24 protein-coding genes are annotated in these 22112 nt (G+C 55.9%); 11 read left to right on the top strand and 13 right to left on the bottom strand.

Going from position 1 to position 22112, the window contains the following annotated elements; translation table 11 throughout:
• Positions 1–74: 74 nt before the first annotated feature.
• The gene (gene ccrA, locus AC2FIP_RS08380) at positions 75–1361 is read right to left on the bottom strand and encodes a crotonyl-CoA carboxylase/reductase (protein ID WP_142635517.1); all 1287 of its coding nucleotides are present in this window, start codon (positions 1359–1361) and stop codon (positions 75–77) included.
• 115 nt (positions 1362–1476) lie between these two features.
• A complete protein-coding gene (locus tag AC2FIP_RS08375; RefSeq protein WP_496785934.1) occupies positions 1477–2862 on the bottom strand; it encodes a 1-acyl-sn-glycerol-3-phosphate acyltransferase in 1386 nt (461 codons plus the stop codon).
• 129 nt (positions 2863–2991) lie between these two features.
• On the opposite strand from AC2FIP_RS08375, the gene AC2FIP_RS08370 reads away from it, so the two are divergent.
• From AC2FIP_RS08370 to deoD, 3 genes are all read left to right on the top strand, one after another.
• Positions 2992–4974, top strand: coding sequence for a protein meaA (locus tag AC2FIP_RS08370; RefSeq protein ID WP_496786139.1), 1983 nt, complete (start codon positions 2992–2994; stop codon positions 4972–4974).
• Positions 4975–5099: 125 nt separating this feature from the next.
• A complete protein-coding gene (locus tag AC2FIP_RS08365) occupies positions 5100–5417 on the top strand; it encodes an H-NS histone family protein (RefSeq protein WP_496785931.1) in 318 nt (105 codons plus the stop codon).
• 17 nt (positions 5418–5434) lie between these two features.
• Complete coding sequence (deoD, locus tag AC2FIP_RS08360; protein ID WP_496750017.1) at positions 5435–6145, top strand: purine-nucleoside phosphorylase; 711 nt, start codon at positions 5435–5437, stop codon at positions 6143–6145.
• Between the two features lie 287 nt (positions 6146–6432).
• Here deoD and AC2FIP_RS08355 read toward each other — a convergent pair whose 3' ends face one another.
• Both AC2FIP_RS08355 and AC2FIP_RS08350 read right to left on the bottom strand, forming a co-directional pair.
• A complete protein-coding gene (locus tag AC2FIP_RS08355) occupies positions 6433–6573 on the bottom strand; it encodes a hypothetical protein (protein ID WP_185956642.1) in 141 nt (46 codons plus the stop codon).
• Between the two features lie 136 nt (positions 6574–6709).
• A complete protein-coding gene (locus AC2FIP_RS08350; protein ID WP_496785929.1) occupies positions 6710–7489 on the bottom strand; it encodes a succinate dehydrogenase iron-sulfur subunit in 780 nt (259 codons plus the stop codon).
• Positions 7490–7647: 158 nt separating this feature from the next.
• Between AC2FIP_RS08350 and AC2FIP_RS08345 the strand changes: the two genes are divergently transcribed.
• Both AC2FIP_RS08345 and AC2FIP_RS08340 read left to right on the top strand, forming a co-directional pair.
• The gene (locus AC2FIP_RS08345; protein ID WP_496785927.1) at positions 7648–8715 is read left to right on the top strand and encodes a glycosyltransferase family 4 protein; all 1068 of its coding nucleotides are present in this window, start codon (positions 7648–7650) and stop codon (positions 8713–8715) included.
• Positions 8708–9574, top strand: a complete 867-nt coding sequence (locus AC2FIP_RS08340; RefSeq protein WP_496785925.1) for an FkbM family methyltransferase — start codon at positions 8708–8710, stop codon at positions 9572–9574. Before AC2FIP_RS08345 ends, AC2FIP_RS08340 begins: the two co-directional genes overlap by 8 nt.
• 78 nt (positions 9575–9652) lie before the next feature.
• Here the strand turns inward: AC2FIP_RS08340 and sdhA are convergent, their stop codons facing one another.
• The 8 genes from sdhA to AC2FIP_RS08300 all read right to left on the bottom strand — a co-directional run bounded on the left by sdhA (position 9653) and on the right by AC2FIP_RS08300 (position 15831).
• Complete coding sequence (sdhA, locus tag AC2FIP_RS08335) at positions 9653–11461, bottom strand: succinate dehydrogenase flavoprotein subunit (RefSeq protein WP_496700892.1); 1809 nt, start codon at positions 11459–11461, stop codon at positions 9653–9655.
• A gap of 25 nt (positions 11462–11486) precedes the next feature.
• Positions 11487–11858 (bottom strand): succinate dehydrogenase, hydrophobic membrane anchor protein, encoded by a 372-nt coding sequence (locus tag AC2FIP_RS08330; RefSeq protein ID WP_142635498.1) that lies wholly within the window; start codon positions 11856–11858, stop codon positions 11487–11489.
• 11 nt (positions 11859–11869) lie between these two features.
• Positions 11870–12253: a succinate dehydrogenase, cytochrome b556 subunit gene (gene sdhC / locus AC2FIP_RS08325; protein ID WP_142635496.1), complete on the bottom strand. Its 384-nt coding sequence runs from the start codon at positions 12251–12253 to the stop codon at positions 11870–11872.
• A gap of 199 nt (positions 12254–12452) precedes the next feature.
• Positions 12453–13115, bottom strand: a complete 663-nt coding sequence (locus AC2FIP_RS08320) for a DUF1194 domain-containing protein (RefSeq protein WP_142635494.1) — start codon at positions 13113–13115, stop codon at positions 12453–12455.
• A 50-nt stretch (positions 13116–13165) separates the two neighbouring features.
• The gene (locus AC2FIP_RS08315) at positions 13166–14194 is read right to left on the bottom strand and encodes a MaoC family dehydratase (RefSeq protein WP_496750013.1); all 1029 of its coding nucleotides are present in this window, start codon (positions 14192–14194) and stop codon (positions 13166–13168) included.
• Positions 14194–14400, bottom strand: a complete 207-nt coding sequence (locus AC2FIP_RS08310) for a DUF1737 domain-containing protein (protein WP_142635490.1) — start codon at positions 14398–14400, stop codon at positions 14194–14196. The genes AC2FIP_RS08315 and AC2FIP_RS08310 overlap by 1 nt, the downstream gene beginning before the upstream one ends.
• 12 nt (positions 14401–14412) lie before the next feature.
• The gene (locus AC2FIP_RS08305) at positions 14413–14967 is read right to left on the bottom strand and encodes an NnrU family protein (protein ID WP_496688977.1); all 555 of its coding nucleotides are present in this window, start codon (positions 14965–14967) and stop codon (positions 14413–14415) included.
• Between the two features lie 6 nt (positions 14968–14973).
• On the bottom strand, positions 14974–15831 hold the full coding sequence (locus AC2FIP_RS08300) for an HpcH/HpaI aldolase/citrate lyase family protein (protein WP_496785923.1): 858 nt from the start codon (positions 15829–15831) through the stop codon (positions 14974–14976).
• Positions 15832–16002: 171 nt separating this feature from the next.
• Here AC2FIP_RS08300 and AC2FIP_RS08295 point away from each other — a divergent pair, with 171 nt between their 5' ends.
• Entirely contained in the window at positions 16003–16302 is a 300-nt protein-coding gene (locus tag AC2FIP_RS08295) for a hypothetical protein (protein ID WP_496700900.1), read from the top strand.
• Here the strand turns inward: AC2FIP_RS08295 and AC2FIP_RS08290 are convergent.
• Complete coding sequence (locus tag AC2FIP_RS08290) at positions 16299–17054, bottom strand: sulfite exporter TauE/SafE family protein (protein ID WP_496785921.1); 756 nt, start codon at positions 17052–17054, stop codon at positions 16299–16301. The genes AC2FIP_RS08295 and AC2FIP_RS08290 overlap by 4 nt on opposite strands.
• Before the next feature lie 161 nt (positions 17055–17215).
• On the opposite strand from AC2FIP_RS08290, the gene mdh reads away from it, so the two are divergent.
• The 5 genes from mdh to sucD all read left to right on the top strand — a co-directional run bounded on the left by mdh (position 17216) and on the right by sucD (position 22021).
• Positions 17216–18178 (top strand): malate dehydrogenase, encoded by a 963-nt coding sequence (gene mdh / locus AC2FIP_RS08285; RefSeq protein WP_496785919.1) that lies wholly within the window; start codon positions 17216–17218, stop codon positions 18176–18178.
• Positions 18179–18247: 69 nt separating this feature from the next.
• Positions 18248–19096, top strand: coding sequence for a putative nucleotide-diphospho-sugar transferase (locus AC2FIP_RS08280; RefSeq protein ID WP_496691796.1), 849 nt, complete (start codon positions 18248–18250; stop codon positions 19094–19096).
• Positions 19097–19312: 216 nt separating this feature from the next.
• Entirely contained in the window at positions 19313–20506 is a 1194-nt protein-coding gene (sucC, locus tag AC2FIP_RS08275; protein WP_496785918.1) for an ADP-forming succinate--CoA ligase subunit beta, read from the top strand.
• A gap of 3 nt (positions 20507–20509) precedes the next feature.
• Positions 20510–21058: a hypothetical protein gene (locus AC2FIP_RS08270; RefSeq protein ID WP_271948433.1), complete on the top strand. Its 549-nt coding sequence runs from the start codon at positions 20510–20512 to the stop codon at positions 21056–21058.
• A gap of 81 nt (positions 21059–21139) precedes the next feature.
• A complete protein-coding gene (sucD, locus tag AC2FIP_RS08265; RefSeq protein WP_496785916.1) occupies positions 21140–22021 on the top strand; it encodes a succinate--CoA ligase subunit alpha in 882 nt (293 codons plus the stop codon).
• The last annotated feature ends 91 nt before the right edge of the window (positions 22022–22112 follow it).

Raw genomic sequence — 22112 nt, 5'->3', positions numbered from 1 at the left:
TAACGCCTAGAAATAGATACACCCGCGCTCGCTCGATGCGATTCGCGGGTGCTAATATTCTTTTTTTTGGGGGCTCAGCCTTTTGCGTCTAGAACCTCTTCAAGCGTGCGCAAGCCCGTCTGCGGCGCCTGAACCAGAACCGACATGTTGCCTGGTTTATGCTCATTCCGCATCATCTTCATATGCGCGTCGGGCAATTCACCCCAGGCGAACACTTCGGACATGCAGGGATCCAGGCGGCGTTCGACCATCAGTTGGTTCGCGGCAGCAGCCTGCTTGAGATGCGCAAAATGCGAACCTTGCAGGCGTTTCTGATGCATCCACATATAGCGAACGTCGAAAGTCAGGTTATAGCCGGTGGTACCGGCGCAGATCACAACCATACCACCTTTTTTCACGACAAAGGTCGACACCGGAAATGTGCTTTCGCCGGGATGTTCAAACACCATGTCGACATTTTTGCCTTTCCCGGTGATTTCCCAGATCGCCTTGCCGAATTTGCGCGCCTCTTTGAACCAGTCCGCATATTCCGGTGTGTTTACTGTGGGCAACTGACCCCAGCAGTTAAAGTCTTTGCGATTCAGCACGCCCTTGGCGCCCAGCCCCATAACAAAGTCACGCTTGCTTTCGTCCGAGATCACGCCGATTGCGTTGGCGCCTGCGGTATTGATCAGCTGGATCGCATAAGAGCCCAGGCCGCCCGAGGCACCCCAGACCAGAACGTTCTGGCCCGGCTTCAGATCATGCGGCTCGTGCCCGAACAGCATCCGATACGCGGTCGCCAGCGTCAGAGTATAGCAAGCGCTTTCTTCCCAGGTCAGGTGCTTGGGGCGCGGCATCAACTGCTGGGCTTGAACATTGGTGAACTGTGCAAAAGACCCATCCGGCGTTTCATAACCCCAGATCCGCTGGCTGTCCGAATACATCGGATCGCCACCATTACAATGTTCGTCGTCGCCATCGTCCTGGTTGCAGTGAATGACAACCTCGTCGCCCACTTTCCAGCGCGTTACTTTCGAACCCACGGCCCATACGATCCCCGAAGCGTCAGAACCGGCGATATGATACGGGGCCTTGTGGCCGTCAAAGGGCGAGATCGGCTTGCCCAGGGATGCCCAGACGCCGTTATAGTTAACGCCCGCCGCCATCACCAGAACCAACACCTCGTGGCTGTCCAGCTCTGGTACGTCCACGACTTCCTGGACCATCGCAGTATCCGGTTCCCCGTGGCGTTCCTTACGGATTGCCCATGCATACATTTTCTTAGGCACAAACCCCATCGGAGGGATTTCACCCATTTCATAGAGGTCTTTTTCCGGCGCGTCGTAAGTTGCGATACCGCTGTCGGTGTCCAGAGCCATGTTGGCCTCCTTATTTCTCATTCCTGTTTGCCGCGATGCAGAAGCGCTTGCGTTGGATGATGAGATATTGGCCTGAAGGAAATAATGCAATAGATTTTGCATCATTTTTGTAATTTTATGACCCAGCGCCTGCAGAAACTTCTTTCGCTGCCGCAGCATCAGGCCAGCCGTCGCCAATCGGGGCTGAGGCTGCATAGTAATCGAGCAGATCAACCCTTTGCCCGGATTGAGATATTTTCCCACCTTCTCGTTTCAGAATTCTGCGTTCGACCAGCTGATCCAAGGCAGCTGAAACCGCAGACTCATCCTGATCACCCAAAGTTCCGTCACGTTGCAAAAACCCGGTGATCAAGCTTTTAAGCTCGTCTTCGGGCATTTCTCCTTTGGTGCGAACCAGCCAGCACGCTGCAGGAACAGGCGCCTGCGGAATCGCTTCTTTGATCCGTTGCATGAGTTCGCGCGCGAGATCAGTCATCACATCGTCATGGGCGGTGCGAAATTCCTTCAATGAGATAGGGTGACCATATCGCACCCCAGCAAATCCAAACCGCTGGTAGCGACCGGTTAGGCGCCTACCTATTTGTTTCAATATCCACCCAGTTATGACCCCGATCCGGGCACGAAATTGCCTTTGATTGCCAAGTGCGGCCTTGGTCAGGATCGTATCTTCAAGAACCCGGTCATAGTTTAGCGCAACGGGAACAAACACCACATCCGCCCCATCCGCGCTGGCACCATCGATTATGTATTTCAAAAGCCCCAGCTTGGGGCGTGCCATAGCCCCCGTCAGGCTCAGCCCGCCTTCGGGGAACATAGCCTGTGTGACACCGGCATCGGTGGCATGCCGGACATAGCAGGCCAATACCTGACGATAGAGTTCGCTGCCGGACTTGCGGCGAATAAAATAGGCCCCCATTGCACGAATCAACCGACTGAGCGGCCAAACACGCGCCCATTCGCCAACAGCATAAGACAAAGCCGATTGCTGGGCCGCCAGATAGGTGACCAGCACATAATCCATGTTGCTGCGGTGGTTCATCACAAAAACAACTGTCGCATTTGGATCAATATCTTTCAGGGCATCTTCATCCTGATAACTAAGCCGTACATCATAAAAGGCGTTGCTCAGAATCCGCGCCAACCGGATGGCGATACTGAAATAGGCAACGGCGGAAAAAGAAGGCACGATCTCGCGCGCATACCGCTGGGCCTGTTCAAAGGCGACCGCTTCGGGGATGCCTTCTTCACGTGCGCGCTGCTGCACGGCCTGCCCTACCTGAGGATCATAGATCAGACGTTGAATCATATCGTGGCGTCGGGCCAGCTTGAACGGCTGTATCGGGCGCTGCAGGCGCGTGTTCAGGCGTTTGACCGCGCGCTCCAACCGACGGCGAAAAAACCACCGCACAGACGGAAACAGAAAATGCGAGGCCAGTGTGACCGCGGCGAATACCAGGATCAACAAAAACAGCCAAAGCGGAAGTTCCACGGTCTGTGTCATAAATGCACCCTGCCACCAATCGCTGCATCCCACAATCGGCACAACCGGAAATGCCGCGACGCAGCGAATTGACATGTCCCGAAAATTGCGCTTTAGAACCCATGAACGTAATTTTCTTGCCCACCCGCAATACGAGGCCCAGTTATGACGCAGACGCAGAAAGATCGCCCCTGGCTCATCCGAACCTATGCCGGTCATTCCACCGCCAAAGCGTCCAACGCGCTGTATCGCGGGAATCTGGCCAAGGGTCAGACGGGTCTGTCAGTGGCCTTCGATCTGCCGACGCAAACCGGCTATGACAGCGATCACACGCTGGCACGCGGCGAGGTTGGTAAAGTGGGTGTACCGATCAGCCATCTGGGCGACATGCGGGTTTTGTTCGACCAGATCCCGTTGGAACAGATGAACACGTCGATGACGATAAACGCCACGGCTCCTTGGTTGCTGGCGCTCTATATAGCGGTTGCCGAGGAACAGGGCGCCGATGTCTCGAAACTGCAGGGCACGGTTCAGAACGATCTGATCAAGGAATACCTGAGCCGCGGCACTTATGTCTGTCCGCCGAAACCGTCGCTCAAGATGATCGCGGATGTGGCCGAGTATTGCTATTCCAATGTGCCGAAATGGAACCCGATGAATGTGTGTTCCTATCACCTGCAAGAGGCTGGCGCGACGCCCGAACAGGAACTGGCCTATGCGCTGGCCACCGCCATAGCCGTTCTTGACGAGTTGCGCCCGCGCGTCCCGGCCGAGGATTTCCCAGCATTGTGCGGACGGATTTCGTTCTTTGTGAATGCCGGCATCCGCTTTGTCACCGAGATGTGCAAAATGCGCGCCTTTGTGGATCTTTGGGATGAAATCCTGCAACAACGTTATGACGTTGAAAACCCGAAATTCCGCCGCTTCCGCTATGGTGTGCAGGTGAACTCACTGGGACTGACCGAGCAGCAGCCGGAAAACAACGTCTACCGTATCCTGATCGAAATGCTGGCGGTGACCTTGTCGAAAAAGGCCCGTGCCCGCGCGGTACAACTGCCAGCATGGAACGAGGCCCTTGGCCTGCCCCGCCCGTGGGATCAGCAGTGGTCGATGCGGATGCAACAGATTCTGGCCTATGAAACCGACCTGCTGGAATATGGCGATCTGTTCGACGGCAACCCGGCCGTAGACGCCAAAGTCGAAGAATTGAAAGAGGGCGCGCGGGCCGAACTGGCGAACCTGGATTCGATGGGGGGTGCTGTCGCTTCGATCGAATACATGAAGTCCCGTTTGGTCGATTCCAACGCAGAGCGCCTCAACCGGATCGAGCGCAACGAGACCATTGTGGTCGGCGTGAACAAATGGACCGAGGGCGAGCCCTCACCCCTGGAAACCGAAGACGGCGGCATCATGGTCGTTGATCCGGCAGTAGAGCAGGAACAGATCAACCGCCTGAACGAATGGCGCACCGAACGGGATGGCGCGGCAGTTGCAGCAGCGCTGGCCGCTTTGCGCGAGGCCGCACAATCCGGTGCGAATGTAATGGAGCCGTCAATCGTCGCCGCCAAGGCTGGCGTCACCACCGGCGAATGGGCCGAAGAGATGCGCAAAGTCTATGGCACATATCGCGGCCCGACCGGCGTTTCCGGCTCGGTCTCAAACAAAACCGAAGGGCTGGAGGACTTGCGCTCGGCCGTTGACGCGGTCAGTGACAAGCTGGGGCGTCGCCTGAAATTCCTGGTCGGGAAACCCGGTCTGGACGGCCATTCAAATGGCGCTGAACAGATCGCCTTCCGCGCCCGCGATTGCGGCATGGACATCAGCTATGACGGCATCCGTCTGACACCCGAGGAAATTGTGGCCGCCGCAATCGAGGACAAAGCCCATGTGATCGGCCTGTCGATTCTGTCCGGCAGTCACATACCGTTGGTTCAGGACGTTCTGAACCGTCTGCGCGAGGCGGGCCTGAACGATGTTCCTGTTGTTGTCGGTGGCATTATCCCTGATGACGATGCTGAAAAACTCAAAGCGATGGGTGTGGCCAAAATCTACACGCCAAAAAACTTCGAGTTGAATGCAATCATGGGCGACATAGTTTCCTTGGTTGATCCGCAAAACCTGGCCGCTGAATAACCGCCGATTTGCCACCCATTTTCCCCGTATCTATCGCCTTCGCGAAAGGGATAGATAATGGATGCTTTTAGAACTACGGTGACTCTTCGGGGACATTGTAATTCGGTAACATCAGGGGAATGTAAATGGGAATGAATCTCGAAAAGATGACGCGCAATGAACTGTTGGAATTGCGTGCCAATGTAGATGTGGCGCTGAAAGCAGCCGAAAGACGTGATAGGAAAGAGGCTTTGAAAGCCGCTCAGAAAGCCGCAGCGGAATTTGGGTTTTCCCTTTCCGAACTTTCTGATGGGTCCTCGAAATCTCTTAAGGTACCGAAAACAAAAGCAAAATACCGAAATCCATCCAACCACGATCAAACCTGGTCGGGACGCGGTCGCAAGCCGCATTGGGTACACGAAGCTTTGAAAGCCGGAGCGGATATTTCGGATATGGAAATCTGAATGGAATTGATAACGAAATGACGATTCATATAGGCGCCGAAAAAGGCGAAATCGCTGAAACAGTTCTTTTACCCGGTGATCCTTACCGGGCAAAATGGGCTGCAGAAACTTTTCTGGATGACGCCAAACTGGTGAATGACGTGCGTGGCATGTTGGGCTTCACCGGAACCTGGAAAGGTAATCCGGTCACGATTCAAGGCAGCGGTATGGGAATGCCCTCGCTGTCAATTTACGTGAATGAATTGATCCGCGATTTTGGCGCCAGAACTTTGATCCGTATAGGGTCATGTGGCGGGATGCAGGACAGTGTGAACATTCGTGATGTCATTTTGGCGATGACTTCGACCACGCTCAGCACGCCGTCTCGGGGGATCATGAAAGAGCTCAACTTTGCACCTTGCGCAGATTGGAGCCTGTTGCAGGCCGCCTTTCAGGCTGCGGCAAACAAAGGAACACCAACTCATGTTGGCGGGATTTATTCCTCGGATGTGTTCTACGATGAACGTCCCGATCTGAACGAACAGATGGTGCGTCACGGCATTCTGGGCGTCGAAATGGAGGCCGCCGAACTTTACATCCTGGCCGCGCGCCACAAGTGCCGGGCCCTTGCCGTGCTGACCGTTTCCGACCACTTGCTGACAGGAGAAGCTCTGCCATCGTCCGAACGTGAAAGCAGCTTTGGCGACATGGTTGAGATCGCACTTCAGGCGGCGTTTCCAAAGGCTTAGCAAACGGGTTGGGGCAGGGTCGACCCTGTCCCGCATTGGCTATCTACCGGTCGATCCCTTTAAACACTGCTTGGGGCTTTCCGCCCCATCGGTCTGAGCACCGCAAAACGAACAGACCCATTGCCCTTCTTTTCGGTGCTGGCGCCAGCGGCATTCACGCGTCAGTGACGAAGTACGGGCGCGCCACAGAAAATAGGCGAATACGGCGGCAGCAAGAAGCAGAAGAAAAACAGGCATTCTCCTGCTTTGCTGATCAGTCGGTTGTTTTCAAGCCCTGCAATCGCAGATCAGGCAGCATTTGCGTATTCGAACAGCTCTGGCATCCGCTCTGAAGTGGGGATTACCGTTTCTGGCGTATAATAGGCCCATGCCTGTTCCAGCAATTCCAGGGCTTCGGCGGCATCAGCGGAGTTGGTTTTGGTTCTCATCGGAGTGATCCCATTGTGACATAATCACTCCTCCCTGAACCAAACATAGGACAGGCTGCAGGCGTTCACACCACATATTCTTGCAAATGGGAATTGCACCTGCCGCAACACAGCAGGCACATGGATCAAGTCCGCCTCACACCGTGCGTTCGACCATCATCTTTTTGATCTCGGCGATTGCCTTTGCAGGGTTCAGACCCTTCGGGCAGGTTTTGGCGCAGTTCATGATCGTGTGGCAACGATATAGCTTGAACGGATCTTCCAACTCATCCAGGCGCTCACCCGTTGCCTCATCTCGACTGTCAATGATCCAACGATATGCATGCAGCAGAGCCGCCGGGCCAAGATAGCGGTCGCCATTCCACCAATAACTTGGGCACGAGGTCGAGCAGCTGGCGCACATCACACATTCATAAAGACCATCCAGCTTTTTGCGGTCTTCAATGGATTGCTTCCACTCTTTCGCAGGCCGGTTGGTCTTGGTTTCTAGCCAGGGCATGATGCTGGCGTGCTGGGCATAGAAATGGGTCAGGTCCGGAATCAGGTCCTTGACCACAGGCATATGGGGCAAAGGATAGATTTTCACATCGCCCTTGATCTCATCCATGCCATAGATACAGGCCAGCGTGTTGATCCCGTCGATATTCATCGCACAGGACCCACAAATGCCTTCGCGACAAGACCGGCGGAAGGTCAAGGTTGGGTCGACCTCATTCTTGATCTTGATCAGCGCATCCAAAATCATCGGACCGCAGCTGTCCATATCGACGAAATAGGTATCCACCCGGGGATTTTGACCGTCGTCAGGATTCCAGCGATAGATCTGGAACTTGCGCACATTCGTCGCGCCCTCTGGCTTGGGCCATGTCTTTCCGGTGGTAATCCGAGAATTTTTTGGCAGGGTGAGTTGTACCATTTCCGACCTCGTTAAATTCCCGTGTATAGATACACGCTGCAAGTGCGAAAGCCAACCATTTAGCCTTGAAAACAGTCAATAAAGATGGGTGATTTCACCTTTACATTGAGCTTATGTGCATGGAGTCTGCACCCGAGAAAGCAAAAGCTGAGTGCCGTATGCAGACACGAGTATTGAATATTCCCTACGGCACCAAAAACCCCTATCAAAACATGATGTACAGCGCATGCGAGCCAGAGTTTTCTCTAGCTGCAATGAAACAGCTGAACTTTGCAGAGATTGCGAAACCAGAATTTCAGACCGAACACGGAATCCTGCATATCCAATGGGATGACAGGCTGTTTCCGATCAAGGATGGTGAAGATCCCGCGAACAACGCTCTGTTTCAAGATGCCGTGTCGGGACTTGAGCTGTATAAATCAAACGGTGGTCGCGTCATCTGGACCATTCACAATCGCACCGCGCATTCAGCGCGTGAGGGCAACGATGGATTTCACGCAGCGCGACGCAAGTTGGCAGAGCTGGTCGATATGATCCATGTCCATACCCCAAATGCGCGACAACATATGATCGCCCAATATGACGCGGAACCGAATAAGATTTGCCTGATCCCTCACCCAAGCTATCTAGGCGTTTATGAAAGCGCCGAAATCACGCTTGCACGCCTGATGCAACCACGCGATCAGACCCATTTTTTGACATTTGGCGCGATGCGCGGAAACCGCGAGTTGGACCGGCTTCATTTCGCCATCCGGAAGCTAACCAACAGGGGTTTCGACTTTCATATGTCAGTGGTAGGCCGAGTCTTTCGGCCCAGTCGGCGATTGGTACGACGGCTGGACGCCATTTCAAACGTAACCGTGATAGGCGAACGCGTAGAAGATGAGGCTATTCCGAGTGTTTTTTCCCAAGCTCACGCCTATGTTTTGCCATCTACACAAACCTTCACCTCAGGAACCGCAATGCTTGCCATGACCTTCGGCTTGCCAGTTGTCGCCCCGGACATTGAACCCCACCGCCAGACGACCCCGGAATCCTGTCATGATCTACTGTATCCGGCACAAAACCCTCGAGGACTGATCCGCATGATGATGAAGGTGATGGAAATGTCCGATTCAGAACTCGCTGAAAAACGTAGGGCGTGCTTCGAATTCGCTCAGGAACGCGCGCCAGAGCGGATCAGCCGCAAGTTGGCCGAAGCGCTTACGGTTCTAAGAAATGGATAATCTTTTCAGCGCCCGCATTTCTGCTTTGTACGATCTTCTGGATTTGACCAGTTTTGTACGCATTGCCGATATTGGCGCCAATCCAATGCGCCATGACGCCCCTTACCGTGAACTACTAAAGAGCAAATTTTGCAATGTCGTCGGTTTCGAACCTCAGGAAAATACGATGAAAGAGGTCGTCCGCAATAAAGGTGCAAATGAAGAGTATTTCAACTTTGCAGTCGGAGACGGCAAACCGGCCTTGTTGAATATCTACAAGGGTTCGGGTTTGACATCCTTGCTGAAAATAAGGGAAAAAACACTTCTTTACCTACGCGGCCTACGCAAAGCTGCAAGGCAAATTGGCAGTATGGAGATGCAAACCCAGCGGCTGGATGATATCGCAGGTTTGGGTCCAGTGGATTTTCTGAAAATCGATATTCAGGGCGCCGAACTTTCGGTGTTTACCTCGGCGGAAAACACGCTGAAAAATGTCGCCGCCATACAGACCGAAGTATCGTTTTTTCCATTGTACGAGAATCAGCCAGGTTTTGGCGAGGTTGACACATTTCTCAGAAAATTGGGGTTTTTGCCCCATAGTTTTGCGCATATCGAGAACAGGCTGGTCATATCGAAATGGTCGGGAGCTCTTTCGGACTTTGAATCGACACAAATGCTGGACGGGGACATTATCTATCTCAGGGACTTGTCTGATCCTGCAGAGCTGAATAGCCAGATGCTAAAGCGACTGGCAATTCTAACCGAAGGTGTTTTTGGGTTCACAGATGTCAGCCTGAAAATTCTCGACATATTGGCACAGCGTCAGGAAATCTCTGAAGCCGATGTGAATGAGTACATTGAAACATTCATCTCGCCATAGCCGATTGGCTAAGTACAGATATTACTTACCCATAGAACTTGAGCAGTCCGGTGGTTGGTCGCGGACTGCCCAATCACATCAGAAAGTCCGCGCCTTGGGCGCGATTTTCTTCAGGCTGATTCCGCCTTCTGCTTCGGTGCTCAGCGGATCGACGATCACCGGGCGATAGCTGAGATCGACCTTGTTGCCGTCCACGCGGGACACCGTGTGAACGCGCCAGTTTTTGTCGTCGCGTTCGCTGAAATCCTCATGCGCATGGGCACCACGGCTTTCCTTGCGCGCTTCGGCACCGACGATGGTGGCCAACGCACTTGGCATCAGGTTGGTCAGTTCCAGCGTTTCCATCAGATCGCTGTTCCAGACCAGCGAGCGGTCGGTGACTTTCAGGTCGTCCATCTTGGCGGCAATCGCCGTCATCTTTTCAACGCCTTCAGCCATGGTTTTGGCGGTGCGGAATACGGCCGCGTCAGCCTGCATGGTCTTTTGCATCTCAAGCCGCAGATCGGCGGTCGGGATCGCTCCGCTGGCGTTACGGACGGTGTCAAAGCGATCAAAGGCTTTGTCGACCGACCCCTGGTTCAGAACCGGGTTGGCGCTATCGGCATCCACAACCTTGCCGGCCCGGATCGCCGCCGCGCGGCCAAAGACCACCAGATCGATCAGCGAGTTTGAGCCCAAACGGTTCGCCCCATGGACCGAGGCACAACCCGCCTCACCCACAGCCATCAGGCCGGGCACGACAGCGGTTGGATCATCGGCGGTGGGGTTCAGAACTTCACCCCAATAGTTGGTCGGGATACCGCCCATGTTGTAATGCACGGTCGGCAGAACCGGGATCGGCTCTTTGGTCACGTCCACACCGGCAAAGATCTTGGCGCTTTCGGAAATACCGGGCAGACGTTCGGCCAATGCCTCGGCAGGCAAGTGGCTGAGGTTCAGGTGGATGTGGTCGCCCTCTGCACCCACACCACGTCCTTCGCGGATTTCCATGGTCATCGAGCGCGAGACATAGTCGCGCGGTGCCAGGTCTTTGTACTGAGGCGCATAGCGCTCCATGAACCGTTCGCCTTCGGAATTGGTCAGGTACCCGCCCTCACCCCGCGCACCTTCGGTGATCAGACAGCCCGAGCCGTAGATGCCGGTCGGGTGAAATTGAACGAACTCCATATCCTGCAGCGCCAGACCCGCGCGGGCCACCATACCGCCACCGTCACCGGTACAGGTATGGGCCGAAGTGGCGCTGAAATACGCCCGGCCATAGCCGCCGGTCGCCAGCACCACCATCTTGGCGTTGAACACATGCATGGTGCCATCGTCCAGCTTCCAGCAGACAACGCCCTGACACTGTCCGTCGTCGGACATGATCAGATCGATGGCAAAATATTCGATGTAGAACTCAGCATTGTTTTTCAACGACTGACCATAGAGCGTGTGCAGGATCGCGTGGCCGGTCCGGTCAGCGGCGGCACAGGTCCGCTGCACGGCGGGGCCTTCGCCAAATTCGGTGGTGTGGCCACCAAAGGGACGCTGATAAATCTTGCCTTCCTCGGTCCGGCTGAAGGGCACACCGTAATGCTCTAGCTCATAGACCGCCTTGGGTGCCTCACGTGCGAGGTATTCCATCGCGTCGGTGTCGCCCAGCCAGTCCGAGCCCTTGACCGTGTCGTACATATGCCACTGCCAGTGGTCAGGACCCATATTCGACAGCGACGCCGCGATGCCGCCCTGTGCGGCAACCGTGTGCGAGCGGGTCGGGAACACCTTGGTCACGCATGCCGTACGCAGACCCTGTTCCGCCATACCCAGCGTTGCGCGAAGACCTGCACCACCTGCGCCTACGACAACGACGTCGTATTCGTGGGTTTCGTATTCATATGCTGCTGTCATTGTTCTTATTCCTTACCGCGCATCATCACAGGGCGAGTTTCACCAGGGCGAACAGCCCTGCAACCATCAGCGTGTAGCCAAACGCCCACATCGCAACCAGCGTCACTTTTTCGGCGACACCATGGATATAGTCTTCGATGGCCTCCTGCGCTTCGTACATCAGCTGCAACAGGGCAACGATCAGTGTCAGCGCGCATACGATCGCCGGGAAGGGGCGACTGAAATAAGCCAGAACCTCTTCGTAGGTTCCGCCCAGACCCGCACCAAATGTGAAGATGAAGAGAGGAATCAGAACAGTCAGGATCATGGCCCGGACCATTGTGTTCCAATGTGTTTGGGTTCCGGATTTGCCCGCTCCCAGACCCTCGGCGCGTTTACGGTCAGTCAGGTATCGCATCGAACGTCTCCTTAAACCACAAGAACGGTGATGATGGTCAGGATCGTGGCACCAACGAACATGCCCCATCCCAGCTTTTCAGATAGATCGACATCCAGACAGTAGCCGAAATCCCAAAAGACATGACGCAACCGGCCCAATGTGTGGTACCACAAACCCCAGGCCGCTCCGGTCATGACAAGATCACCGAACCAGCTGCGCAGAAACCCGTCTATGCCTGCAAAGGCCGCCTCAGAGGTTGCCGCCGCCAACAGCCACCACACCACAAGTGCTGCGATTGCGAACACGGCCAATCCAGTCATCCGAACCATGATCGACGACAGAGACGTCATCTGTGGGCGGTAGATGCGGATATGCGGTGAGAGCGGGCGGTTGCCCCGATTTACATCGCTCATGGCGGCTCCTTTTCGGTTGGCTTCCGAAGGTTTTACTGGTTTTTGCGACACTGTCACGTGCTGCAGCTGCAAAAAAGCTCAGAATTCGCGCAAAATGACAGATTAAGCGATAAAGTGATCACACAAAATATTCTTGTGATCACAAATCAAATAAGACGAAACAGATGTTAGCGCCTGCAGCTCCGAATCCCTGCCACACTTATTTCAGACCGGCCGTTTGCTGGGTCACTTCCCGCAACAGTTTCTTTCGGATGCGGGCCGGATAATCCTCGAACCCGGCCGCCGAAACGACAAACGCTCCCTCACCTACAATGACGTTCTCAAAGAAATAGGCCGTCAAGTCGGGTTCGCTTTCCTCGATGGCGATGGCATTTACCGTGACACCTTTCCCACGCAACACATCGTGAATCTCGGACGGTTCAACCCCTTCGTTGGAAACCCCATCACCCGAGATATCAATCAGGTGCCGTTTGCATTCGGTTACCTCGCTGAAACTGGACATTGTGGTCTCAAGCGCCTCACCGATTGCAGTCGAAAAATTGCGCCAGACTCTAGCATCCGCAGCCACCTGTCTGGCGAAACTATCTATGGCTTCAAAGCTATCCATATGTGTCCAGGGGATCGTCACCTTCTGACGAGAGGCTCCGGTCCATTGGACCAGCATCAACCGCGCATTCCCGCGCACGAGCGCCTCGGAGACGATGGGGTCACGCAATCCAGCGGCCAGGCCGTCCATTTGTATGCGGTATTCGTTCGAATCCACCGATCCCGAGACATCAACGGCCAGAGCCAAAGCAAGATCACACGCCTCGGCGGTCGGGGCCAGAAAGAAACAGGCGACGAAAGAGCGAAGCAGAGACATGGTCGCAGCCTAGCACGAATATTGCAGGCTGCGTTCAAATGAATGTGGGGTCAGACTGGCATCAAAGCCCAGTAGTCGAGGTCCAACAGAACGTTGGGCAGATATCGGCCATCGTCATTTTTCAACTCGAATGGCTCTCCGCCCTTCGTGGCAACCAGCCGCAACCGGACCACCCCAACGCCGGGGATGCCGGTTTCGGCTTTGTCCAGCACCTCTGACCAGGCCTTAATCGTATCACCTGAGAAGCAAGGGTTGGCATGGGCGCCACCGTTCAACCCGACGATCATCTGCGCATTTGCCAATCCGTTGAACGACAGGGTCCGCGCCATCGAGATCACGTGCCCGCCATAGATCAGACGGCCTTCGGGGCGGAAGGTCAGATCGAAATGAACCTTGGCGGTGTTCTGCCAAAGCCGCGTGGCCAGCATATGCTCGGCTTCTTCCACGGTGACGCCGTCCACATGATCAATCTTTTCACCAATCGCGTAATCGCCCCACCGATGCGCCTCACCGGCCTGAACAAATTCATAGGAGGAAAAGTTCAGCCCTTGTGGCACTACCAGATCCTGTGGCTCCAGCACCTGTTTCAACTCGGGCACCACCGTGTCCGGGGCGGGCGCGTCAGGGTTCGATTTGCGCACCATCACCCAGCGGACATACTCAATAACCACCTCATCGCGCTGGTTCAGGCCACGGGTTCGCACCCACACCACACCGGTTTTTCCGTTCGAGTTCTGCTTGACCCCAATCACTTCGGATTCCGACCGCAGCGTATCGCCGGGATAAACCGGCTTCAGCCAACGCCCCTCAGCATAGCCCAGATTAGCCACAGCATTCAGCGATACATCAGGGACAGTCTTGCCAAACACCACGTGAAACGCCGCTAGATCATCGATCGGGCTTTGCGGCAGGCCACAATTCCGGGCGAACTCATCCGAGGAATACAGAGCATGACGTGCCGGATAGAGCGCATGATACAACGCCCGTTCGCCATCGGTCACGGTGCGAGGCACCGCGTGGTGCAGCACTTGCCCTACAGAATAATCCTCGAAGAAACGGCCCGGATTGGTCTTTGCCATTATTGCTGTCCCAGTTTCATTTCAGGGGAATAGTCGGTCGCAACCTCTTTGGTCACGGCCTGCGCACAACGCATCACGTTGTTTGCAGTGTCAAAGGCATAGGACGGGTCGCCATACAGCTCCCACCCTTTTGCCAGCGCGTCCGACACTTTGTGACAGAAGGCTGCGGTGTCTTCCTCGGTCAGCAGACGATAGAGTGTTGCCATGTTGTCAAACCTTTATGAACCAAACGGCGACGGGCCGACCAACCCGTGAATATAGCCGATAATGCCCAGCAGAACGATCGACGCGACAAAGAACATCGCATCCTTGCCGTAAGTGCCCGGTTCGCCCGGTGTCCAGTCCGGCTCGGATTTGTTGATCACGATCACTTCGACCACCGCCCAGGCCAGCAAGCCGCCGAACAGGACGATTGAGGCCAGATCACCATTGACCAGCAAATGCGCAAAGGCCCAGAGCTTCATGCCGCCCAGCATCGGGTGACGCAGCTTGTTCAGCAGACGACCCTTTTGGCCTGCAGGGCTCATCATATAGATAGCGATCAGCACCAGCAGGTTGTTGACGTGGATCAGAAAGGTCGGCGGCGACCAGATTGGGATGAAATCGGTCATGCGATAACCGAAGATCATCAACAGGATTGACGCCAGCAGTGCCAGCGCCACCGCGCCCGCACCGCCTTTGCCCATCGCCGCGCGCTGGTCCGGCATCACGCGTTTGAACAGATGTGCGGCCCACCAGAGCGCCACACCAAGAATCAGAAGAACAAAGCCCATGCTGGCTTACCCCGCTTGCAAAGCTGAAATCGCCTCTGCTTTTGCCAGAATTTCACGGGCGGTTGCAACGTGCAGGTTTTCCACGATCTTGCCATCGACGACCGCGACGCCCTGCCCTTGTGCTTCGGTCTCTTCAAAGGCGGTGATCTGGCGGCGGGCCAGATCGATTTCCTCATCCGATGGGGCGAAGGCGTCGTTGGTGACATCGACCTGTGCGGGATGGATCAGGGTCTTGCCGTCAAAGCCCATATCGCGGCCCTGCGCGCATTCGGCCGCCAGGCCTTCGCTGTCCTTGAAGGCGTTATAGACGCCATCGACGATGATCAGCCCCTCGGCTTTTGCGGCTAACAGGCACAGGCCCAGCGACGCCTGCAACGGCAGGCGGTCTCGGCGGAACCGTGTCTGCAATTCCTTGGCCAGATCGTTGGTGCCCATGACGAAGCCCGCCATCTGCGGATGCGCGGCAATTTCGGCGGCGTTCAGCATCCCGCGCGGCGTCTCCATCATGGCCCATATCGGCAGATCACCGGTTATTGCGGCCAATGCATCCACATCTGCGGCAGAATTCACTTTGGGCAGCAGAACCACATCCACGTCCATGTCCCGCACGGCTTGGGCATCGGCCCGGCCCCATTCGGTATCTAGGCCATTGATTCGTACGATCTTGACCCGCGCCCCATAACCGCCAGCAGCCAAGGCAGCCCCCAGCGTTTCGCGCGCGTTGTTTTTTTCGTCCGCCGCGACCGCATCTTCGAGGTCAAAAATAACCGCATCAACAGGCAGGTTGCGGGCCTTGTCCAACGCGCGGTCCTTGGAACCGGGAATGTACAATACAGAACGGTAGGGTCGCTGACGGGAGTCCATTGGCTTCGGCCTCTTGAAATAATGTTGCGCAGAATGGGGCATTTTCTGCAGGAAAGTTCAAGCGCAAACTTGCCGCACCGCAGCATTAACGACGCAACGTGCGTTCCTTTAACCGTATTTCGGTCTGCAACGGTCACCGTCTTGGCAGATCGCAATCAAAAGGGTTCACCGATGAGCAAGACGCTGTTCAAGATGACAATGGGGCTGGGTATCATGGTTTTGGCCGCCCAGCAGGTGCAGGCCCAAAGCTGCGCCCCCCGCGACGAGGTCCTAACTCGACTGGCCGAGACTTATGGCGAAACGCGTAAGAGCATTGGCATCGCCCGACAAGGTGCGGTGATGGAAGTCTTTGCCTCTGATCAAAGCGGAAGCTGGACTATTACGGTGACATTACCAGATGGAATGACCTGCCTTGTGGCTTCGGGCCAGTCCTACGAAGATATGGCCGAAGCACTGCCGCCCAATGTCTAGCTCAGGGCCTCCCAGATCAGCTTTGTTCCGGTCAGCATCAGCAAAACGTAGGCAATACCGAAGAACAGGCGTTCGGATATCATGAAATGCGCGCGCACACCCAGCCATGCACCAAGCACGGCAAATGGAGCCAGCAACAAGTCGGCCAGCGCAGTGTGCCATGTGAACAGACCCAGATAGGCATACGGAATGAATTTAGCGACATTGATGACCCAGAAGACCAGCACAGTGCTCGCCTGAAACTCGGTTTTCGACAGACGCTGCGAGATCAGATAGACGGCGGCGGGTGGGCCGCCCGCATGACTGACAAAGCTGGTGAACCCGGCGACCAACCCCGCAAAAATTCCCGCAAGTGGCGGCAGACGATTGGCAAAGCCGCGGATCCAGCCCTTTCTCTGGGCCACATGCCAGATCACGAACCCCACTGAAATTCCTCCGATCAGCAGGCGCAGAAGGTCGTCATTCGTGGCGCGATACAGCCAGGCGCCCACTGCCACACCCGGCACTGCCCCCACGATCAGCAGGCGTGAATCCGACCAGCTCCAGCGTTTCCAATAGGGGCCCAGCGTAGCGACGTCGATTACCATCAGAATTGGCAACATCAGTGCAAGCGCCTGTCCCGGTGTCAGGATCAGTGCCAGAATCGATGATGCGGCAAACGCCACCCCCGAGCCGAACCCACCCTTCGAGATGCCGGCGAAGATCACAGCAGGGATCGCCACGGCAAAAAACATCAGGTCCATCTCGAACATGCGGTGTCCCGTAAATATGCATGAGTCACAGGCGGTTTAGCGCAATCGGTAGGAGACATGCAAACGGTATGCGGTGGCATGCCGCGCCGCAGAAGGCTTGCGCAGCGCCGGTTTTAGGACTAGCAAAACCGCGATTTCAATACCGACCGGAGATTTTCCAAATGGCCAGACCCAAGATCGCGCTGATCGGCGCAGGTCAGATCGGCGGCACGCTCGCCCACCTCGCAGCAATGAAGGAACTCGGTGACGTCGTGCTGTTCGACATCGCCGAAGGCACTCCGGAAGGCAAGGCGCTGGATATCGCAGAATCCGGCCCTTCCGAAGGGTTCGACGCCAAGCTGAAAGGCACCCAGTCCTATGAGGACATCGCAGGCGCCGACGTTTGCATCGTCACCGCAGGTGTCCCACGCAAGCCAGGCATGAGCCGTGATGACCTGCTGGGCATCAACCTGAAAGTCATGAAGTCGGTCGGTGAAGGCATCGCCGCCAACGCGCCCGATGCTTTTGTCATCTGCATCACCAACCCGCTGGACGCGATGGTCTGGGCTCTACGTGAATTCTCGGGCATGCCGCACAACAAGGTCTGCGGCATGGCGGGCGTTCTGGACTCGGGCCGTTTTGCCCATTTCCTGTCGGAAGAATTCAACGTGTCCATGCGCGACGTCACTGCCTTTGTTCTGGGTGGCCACGGCGACACCATGGTTCCTTCGGTTCGTTATTCTACCGTTGCGGGCATCCCGCTTCCCGATCTGGTCGAGATGGGCTGGACCACACAAGAGAAACTGGACGAAATCGTGCAGCGTACCCGAGACGGCGGGGCTGAAATCGTTGGCCTGTTGAAAACAGGTTCGGCTTTCTATGCGCCTGCCACATCGGCAATCGAAATGGCCGAAGCCTATCTGAAAGACCAGAAACGTGTTCTGCCCTGCGCCGCTTATTGCGACGGAGAGCTGGGTGTCGAAGGCATGTATGTCGGCGTACCCACCGTGATCGGCGCAGGCGGTATCGAGCGTATCGTCAACATCAAGCTCAACGAAGAAGAGCAAGCCGGTTTCGACAACTCGGTCAACGCCGTGAAGGGTTTGATCGAAGCATGTAAAGGCATCGACAGCTCTCTGGCCTGATCCGCCTAATACCGTTAAACAGTGCCCGGCTCACCTTTGGTGGGCCGGGTCATTTTTTGGAAGATTGCCATGTCGCCCCAGGGATTTGTGATTGCCGCAAGCGGTAAGGATTACATCGAAACAGCGGTGGCAGCGGCTCGGTCGTTAAAGGTCGCCATGCCGGATGTACCGGTCGATCTGTTCACCGACCTCGAAAACATCCCGGGAACAGAAGTGTTTGACCAAATCCACATGCTGGACAAAAGCTGGTTCCGACCCAAGTTCGAAAGCCTTGTGCGGTCCCGGTTCGAAAAGACGGTCTATTTGGATGCCGATGTGCGCTGTCTGGCAGATATGTCGGATATCTTCACCGTCCTGGAGCAGTTTGATATCGCGATGGTCCATGACCCTTTGCGCAACTCGGCCCATGCGCAACGTATTTGGAAAACTCCGCTGCCCAACGCATTTCCCCATCTCAATGGTGGGCTGGTTGGCATTCGCACTTCGGACGCAGTGCTGGATTTCCTGCGAGATGTACAAGAGACTATCATCTCGGAAAACCTGACCTCAGATCAGGCGCTGATCCGCGAAAAGCTGTTTGCCAGCGCGTTGCGACTGGCAGTTCTGCCACCCGAGTACAACTTCCTCGATTATCGTCAGGCCGAGATGTTCGGTTTTCTGCACAGCGCCCCGCGCCTGCTGCATCACTACAAATTTCACAGCCGTCATGACAAGCGGCTGGACAGCGCTAGAACTGTCGCCGGTTTGGTAGGGCCCGATCTCGAACGTCATATCAACAGCCTTATCGAAGCCGACGCACAGCTCACGCCCGGCGCGTCGAAAAAAGTCCGACCACTGGTCGACAAAGGCTTGTTGGGCAAACTGCGCAAACTGGTGATGTCTGTGAAAAAGGGTATCGTCCGCCTCAGACGCGGATAGGTTAGCGCTAGCTTGAAAACGTCATATTCTATTGGGTGAATTTCCCGACGAATCAACGCTCAATACCGACTCAAGTTTTGTGATCACACCCTGAAATGCTGTGATCACAAATAATGAAAATCTTCGTGAAAAACCTACTCAACTTCAAAAAAGCCTTTAAACTTACCCCTTAGACACGCCTATATCGGTCAATCGTAGTCAGACGGGACAGTTTCGATGAACATTCACGAATATCAGGCCAAAGCGCTTCTTCGCAGCTATGGCGCCCCGGTTTCCGACGGTCGCGCGGTCCTGCGCGCCGAGGAAGCTAAAACCGCAGCCGGTGAGTTGGACGGACCTCTTTGGGTCGTCAAAGCGCAGATCCACGCGGGCGGCCGTGGCAAGGGGTCTTTCAAGGAATCCGATGCCGGGGAAAAAGGCGGCGTCCGTCTGACCAAATCGGTTGAAGAGGCCGCCGAGGAAGCCAAGAAGATGCTGGGGCGCACGTTGGTCACCCATCAAACCGGCCCCGCAGGCAAACAGGTCAACCGCATCTATATCGAGGCCGGATCCGGCATCGAACGCGAACTGTACCTGGCCCTGCTGGTAGACCGCCAGACCAGCCGCATCTCATTCGTCTGCTCGACCGAAGGCGGCATGGATATCGAAGAGGTGGCCGCAGCCACGCCTGAGAAAATCTTGTCCTTCTCGGTTGACCCAGCCACCGGTTATCAGGCCTATCACGGCCGCCGCATCGCATTCTCGCTGGGCCTGCAGGGCGCACAGGTCAAACAATGCGTCAAACTGATGAGCCAGCTCTATGCCGCCTTCGTCGAGAAGGACATGGAAATGCTGGAGATCAACCCGCTGATCGTCTCCGACAGCGGCGACCTCAAGGTGCTGGATGCCAAGGTCAGTTTTGACGGCAACGCGATGTATCGCCACCCGGATGTTTCAGAACTGCGCGACACGACCGAGGAAGACCCCAAGGAACTGGAAGCCAGCAAATACGACCTGAACTATATCGCACTGGATGGTGAGATCGGCTGCATGGTCAACGGCGCCGGTCTGGCGATGGCGACGATGGACATCATCAAGCTGTATGGGGCCGAACCTGCCAACTTCCTCGACGTGGGCGGCGGTGCGACCAAAGAGAAAGTGACCGAAGCGTTCAAGATCATCACCTCGGACCCGCAGGTCAAAGGCATTCTGGTCAACATCTTCGGCGGCATCATGCGCTGTGACGTGATTGCTGAGGGCGTTGTGGCCGCGGTGAAAGAGGTCGGCCTGCAAGTTCCGCTGGTCGTGCGTCTGGAAGGCACCAATGTCGAGAAAGGCAAAGAGATCATCAACACCTCTGGCCTGGACGTGATCGCAGCGGACAACCTGAAAGACGGTGCCGAGAAGATCGTGAAGGCGGTTAAGGGTTAAGCTGTGAAGATTACTAACAAAGCAGCCTTATTGGCGTGTGTCGCGACTCTGACAGCTTGTGGCGCACCTTCTGCAGAAAAAATCGCCGCCGTCTCATTCAGCGAAGCCGAAACGAACCAGCCCGTTCAATTGTTTTCGGAGGCTTGTTTGAAGACGCTACCCAACTTCGACGGGTTCCTAAAGGTTGTAGAAAAACGTGGTTTGACAGGCTCAGTTAAGCGAGGCGAAAATACTGCTTACATAGCACCCGGTGAAAAATTCATGACCGCCACTGTGTTCCAAGAGGACGGCAAAGCGGCATGCGCCGTCGCTTTCTTGGGCGCCAATAATAGTGAAGAAGTCGGCGGATTGTTCCTAGACGCAGCAAGCCGACGCACGGGTGGAGCCCCAAAAGATCGCTTCCCAAGCGGTCGGTTTAATTACGCTTATCAGCTCAAAAACGGCAGCGTGATGGTCTACGAAGCCAAAGAAAAAAGTGGCCAGTTTCGGCATATCGTTCTGATATCCAAACCCGTACCTCGAGAGGAGGTTGCGGCTTACATCTACGACTAGGGCCAACAAAGAGGCATTGCAGTCTTTGCCTTTTGAAACGGATTTCAGCGATCTCATTCGCATACATAAGGAGAACGCCAAATGGCAGTCCTCATCGACGAAAATACCAAAGTGATCTGTCAGGGCTTTACCGGCTCGCAGGGCACATTCCACTCTGAACAGGCCATCGCTTATGGCACCAAGATGGTCGGCGGCGTGACCCCCGGCAAAGGCGGGATGACCCATCTTGACCTGCCCGTGTTCAACTCGGTCCACGAGGCCAAGCATGTGACAGAGGCCAATGCCAGCGTGATCTATGTGCCGCCGCCCTTCGCGGCGGACTCGATCCTCGAAGCGATTGATGCCGAGATGGAGGTGATCGTCTGCATCACCGAGGGCATCCCGGTTCTGGATATGATGAAGGTCAAACGCGCGCTGGAAGGCTCAAGCTCGCGCCTGATCGGTCCGAACTGCCCCGGTGTGATCACGCCCGACGCCTGCAAGATCGGCATCATGCCCGGCCACATTCACAAACGCGGGAGCGTGGGTGTCGTTTCCCGCTCGGGTACGCTTACTTATGAAGCTGTGAAACAGACAACAGACGTAGGCCTGGGCCAGTCCACCTGTGTGGGCATCGGCGGCGACCCGATCAAAGGGACCGAGCATATCGACGTGCTGGAATGGTTCCTGGCCGATGACGAAACCGAATCGATCATCATGATCGGTGAGATCGGTGGCTCGGCCGAGGAAGAAGCCGCGCAGTTCCTGGCGGATGAGGCCAAGAAGGGCCGCTCGAAGCCCACGGCGGGTTTCATCGCAGGCCGCACGGCCCCTCCGGGCCGCCGCATGGGCCACGCGGGCGCGATTGTCGCCGGCGGCAAAGGCGGTGCTGAGGACAAGATCGAAGCCATGCGCGCCGCCGGTATCGTCGTGGCCGAAAGCCCGGCGCAGCTGGGTGAGGCTGTGCTGGAAGCGATTGGGTAAGTGTCCAATCCCCGGGCATATTCTCTGAGAGTAGCGCTCAGATTCCAGGGTGGACGGCCAACGTCCGCCCTGCTTAAATTTGAGACGCGCC

Source organism: Ruegeria sp. CDSB114 (assembly GCF_059611025.1).
Note: the sequence above shows the minus strand (reverse complement) of the source record. Positions and strands in the feature narration are given on the sequence as shown.

What these genes read in the sequence shown, in the direction of transcription:
- AC2FIP_RS08290 (WP_496785921.1), bottom strand. Translation starts at nt 17,054, where the DNA reads ATGTTCGAGATGGACCTGATGTTTTTTGCCGTGGCGATCCCTGCTGTG.
- AC2FIP_RS08315 (WP_496750013.1), bottom strand. Translation starts at nt 14,194, where the DNA reads ATGGCAAAGACCAATCCGGGCCGTTTCTTCGAGGATTATTCTGTAGGG.
- AC2FIP_RS08375 (WP_496785934.1), bottom strand. Translation starts at nt 2,862, where the DNA reads ATGACACAGACCGTGGAACTTCCGCTTTGGCTGTTTTTGTTGATCCTG.
- ccrA (WP_142635517.1), bottom strand. Translation starts at nt 1,361, where the DNA reads ATGGCTCTGGACACCGACAGCGGTATCGCAACTTACGACGCGCCGGAA.
- sdhC (WP_142635496.1), bottom strand. Translation starts at nt 12,253, where the DNA reads ATGAGCGATGTAAATCGGGGCAACCGCCCGCTCTCACCGCATATCCGC.
- sucC (WP_496785918.1), top strand. Translation starts at nt 19,313, where the DNA reads ATGAACATTCACGAATATCAGGCCAAAGCGCTTCTTCGCAGCTATGGC.
- AC2FIP_RS08320 (WP_142635494.1), bottom strand. Translation starts at nt 13,115, where the DNA reads ATGTCTCTGCTTCGCTCTTTCGTCGCCTGTTTCTTTCTGGCCCCGACC.
- AC2FIP_RS08355 (WP_185956642.1), bottom strand. Translation starts at nt 6,573, where the DNA reads ATGAGAACCAAAACCAACTCCGCTGATGCCGCCGAAGCCCTGGAATTG.
- mdh (WP_496785919.1), top strand. Translation starts at nt 17,216, where the DNA reads ATGGCCAGACCCAAGATCGCGCTGATCGGCGCAGGTCAGATCGGCGGC.
- sdhA (WP_496700892.1), bottom strand. Translation starts at nt 11,461, where the DNA reads ATGACAGCAGCATATGAATACGAAACCCACGAATACGACGTCGTTGTC.
- AC2FIP_RS08330 (WP_142635498.1), bottom strand. Translation starts at nt 11,858, where the DNA reads ATGCGATACCTGACTGACCGTAAACGCGCCGAGGGTCTGGGAGCGGGC.
- sucD (WP_496785916.1), top strand. Translation starts at nt 21,140, where the DNA reads ATGGCAGTCCTCATCGACGAAAATACCAAAGTGATCTGTCAGGGCTTT.
- AC2FIP_RS08295 (WP_496700900.1), top strand. Translation starts at nt 16,003, where the DNA reads ATGAGCAAGACGCTGTTCAAGATGACAATGGGGCTGGGTATCATGGTT.
- AC2FIP_RS08305 (WP_496688977.1), bottom strand. Translation starts at nt 14,967, where the DNA reads ATGGGCTTTGTTCTTCTGATTCTTGGTGTGGCGCTCTGGTGGGCCGCA.
- AC2FIP_RS08310 (WP_142635490.1), bottom strand. Translation starts at nt 14,400, where the DNA reads ATGGCAACACTCTATCGTCTGCTGACCGAGGAAGACACCGCAGCCTTC.
- AC2FIP_RS08280 (WP_496691796.1), top strand. Translation starts at nt 18,248, where the DNA reads ATGTCGCCCCAGGGATTTGTGATTGCCGCAAGCGGTAAGGATTACATC.
- AC2FIP_RS08365 (WP_496785931.1), top strand. Translation starts at nt 5,100, where the DNA reads ATGGGAATGAATCTCGAAAAGATGACGCGCAATGAACTGTTGGAATTG.
- AC2FIP_RS08300 (WP_496785923.1), bottom strand. Translation starts at nt 15,831, where the DNA reads ATGGACTCCCGTCAGCGACCCTACCGTTCTGTATTGTACATTCCCGGT.
- AC2FIP_RS08345 (WP_496785927.1), top strand. Translation starts at nt 7,648, where the DNA reads ATGCAGACACGAGTATTGAATATTCCCTACGGCACCAAAAACCCCTAT.
- AC2FIP_RS08350 (WP_496785929.1), bottom strand. Translation starts at nt 7,489, where the DNA reads ATGGTACAACTCACCCTGCCAAAAAATTCTCGGATTACCACCGGAAAG.
- AC2FIP_RS08340 (WP_496785925.1), top strand. Translation starts at nt 8,708, where the DNA reads ATGGATAATCTTTTCAGCGCCCGCATTTCTGCTTTGTACGATCTTCTG.
- deoD (WP_496750017.1), top strand. Translation starts at nt 5,435, where the DNA reads ATGACGATTCATATAGGCGCCGAAAAAGGCGAAATCGCTGAAACAGTT.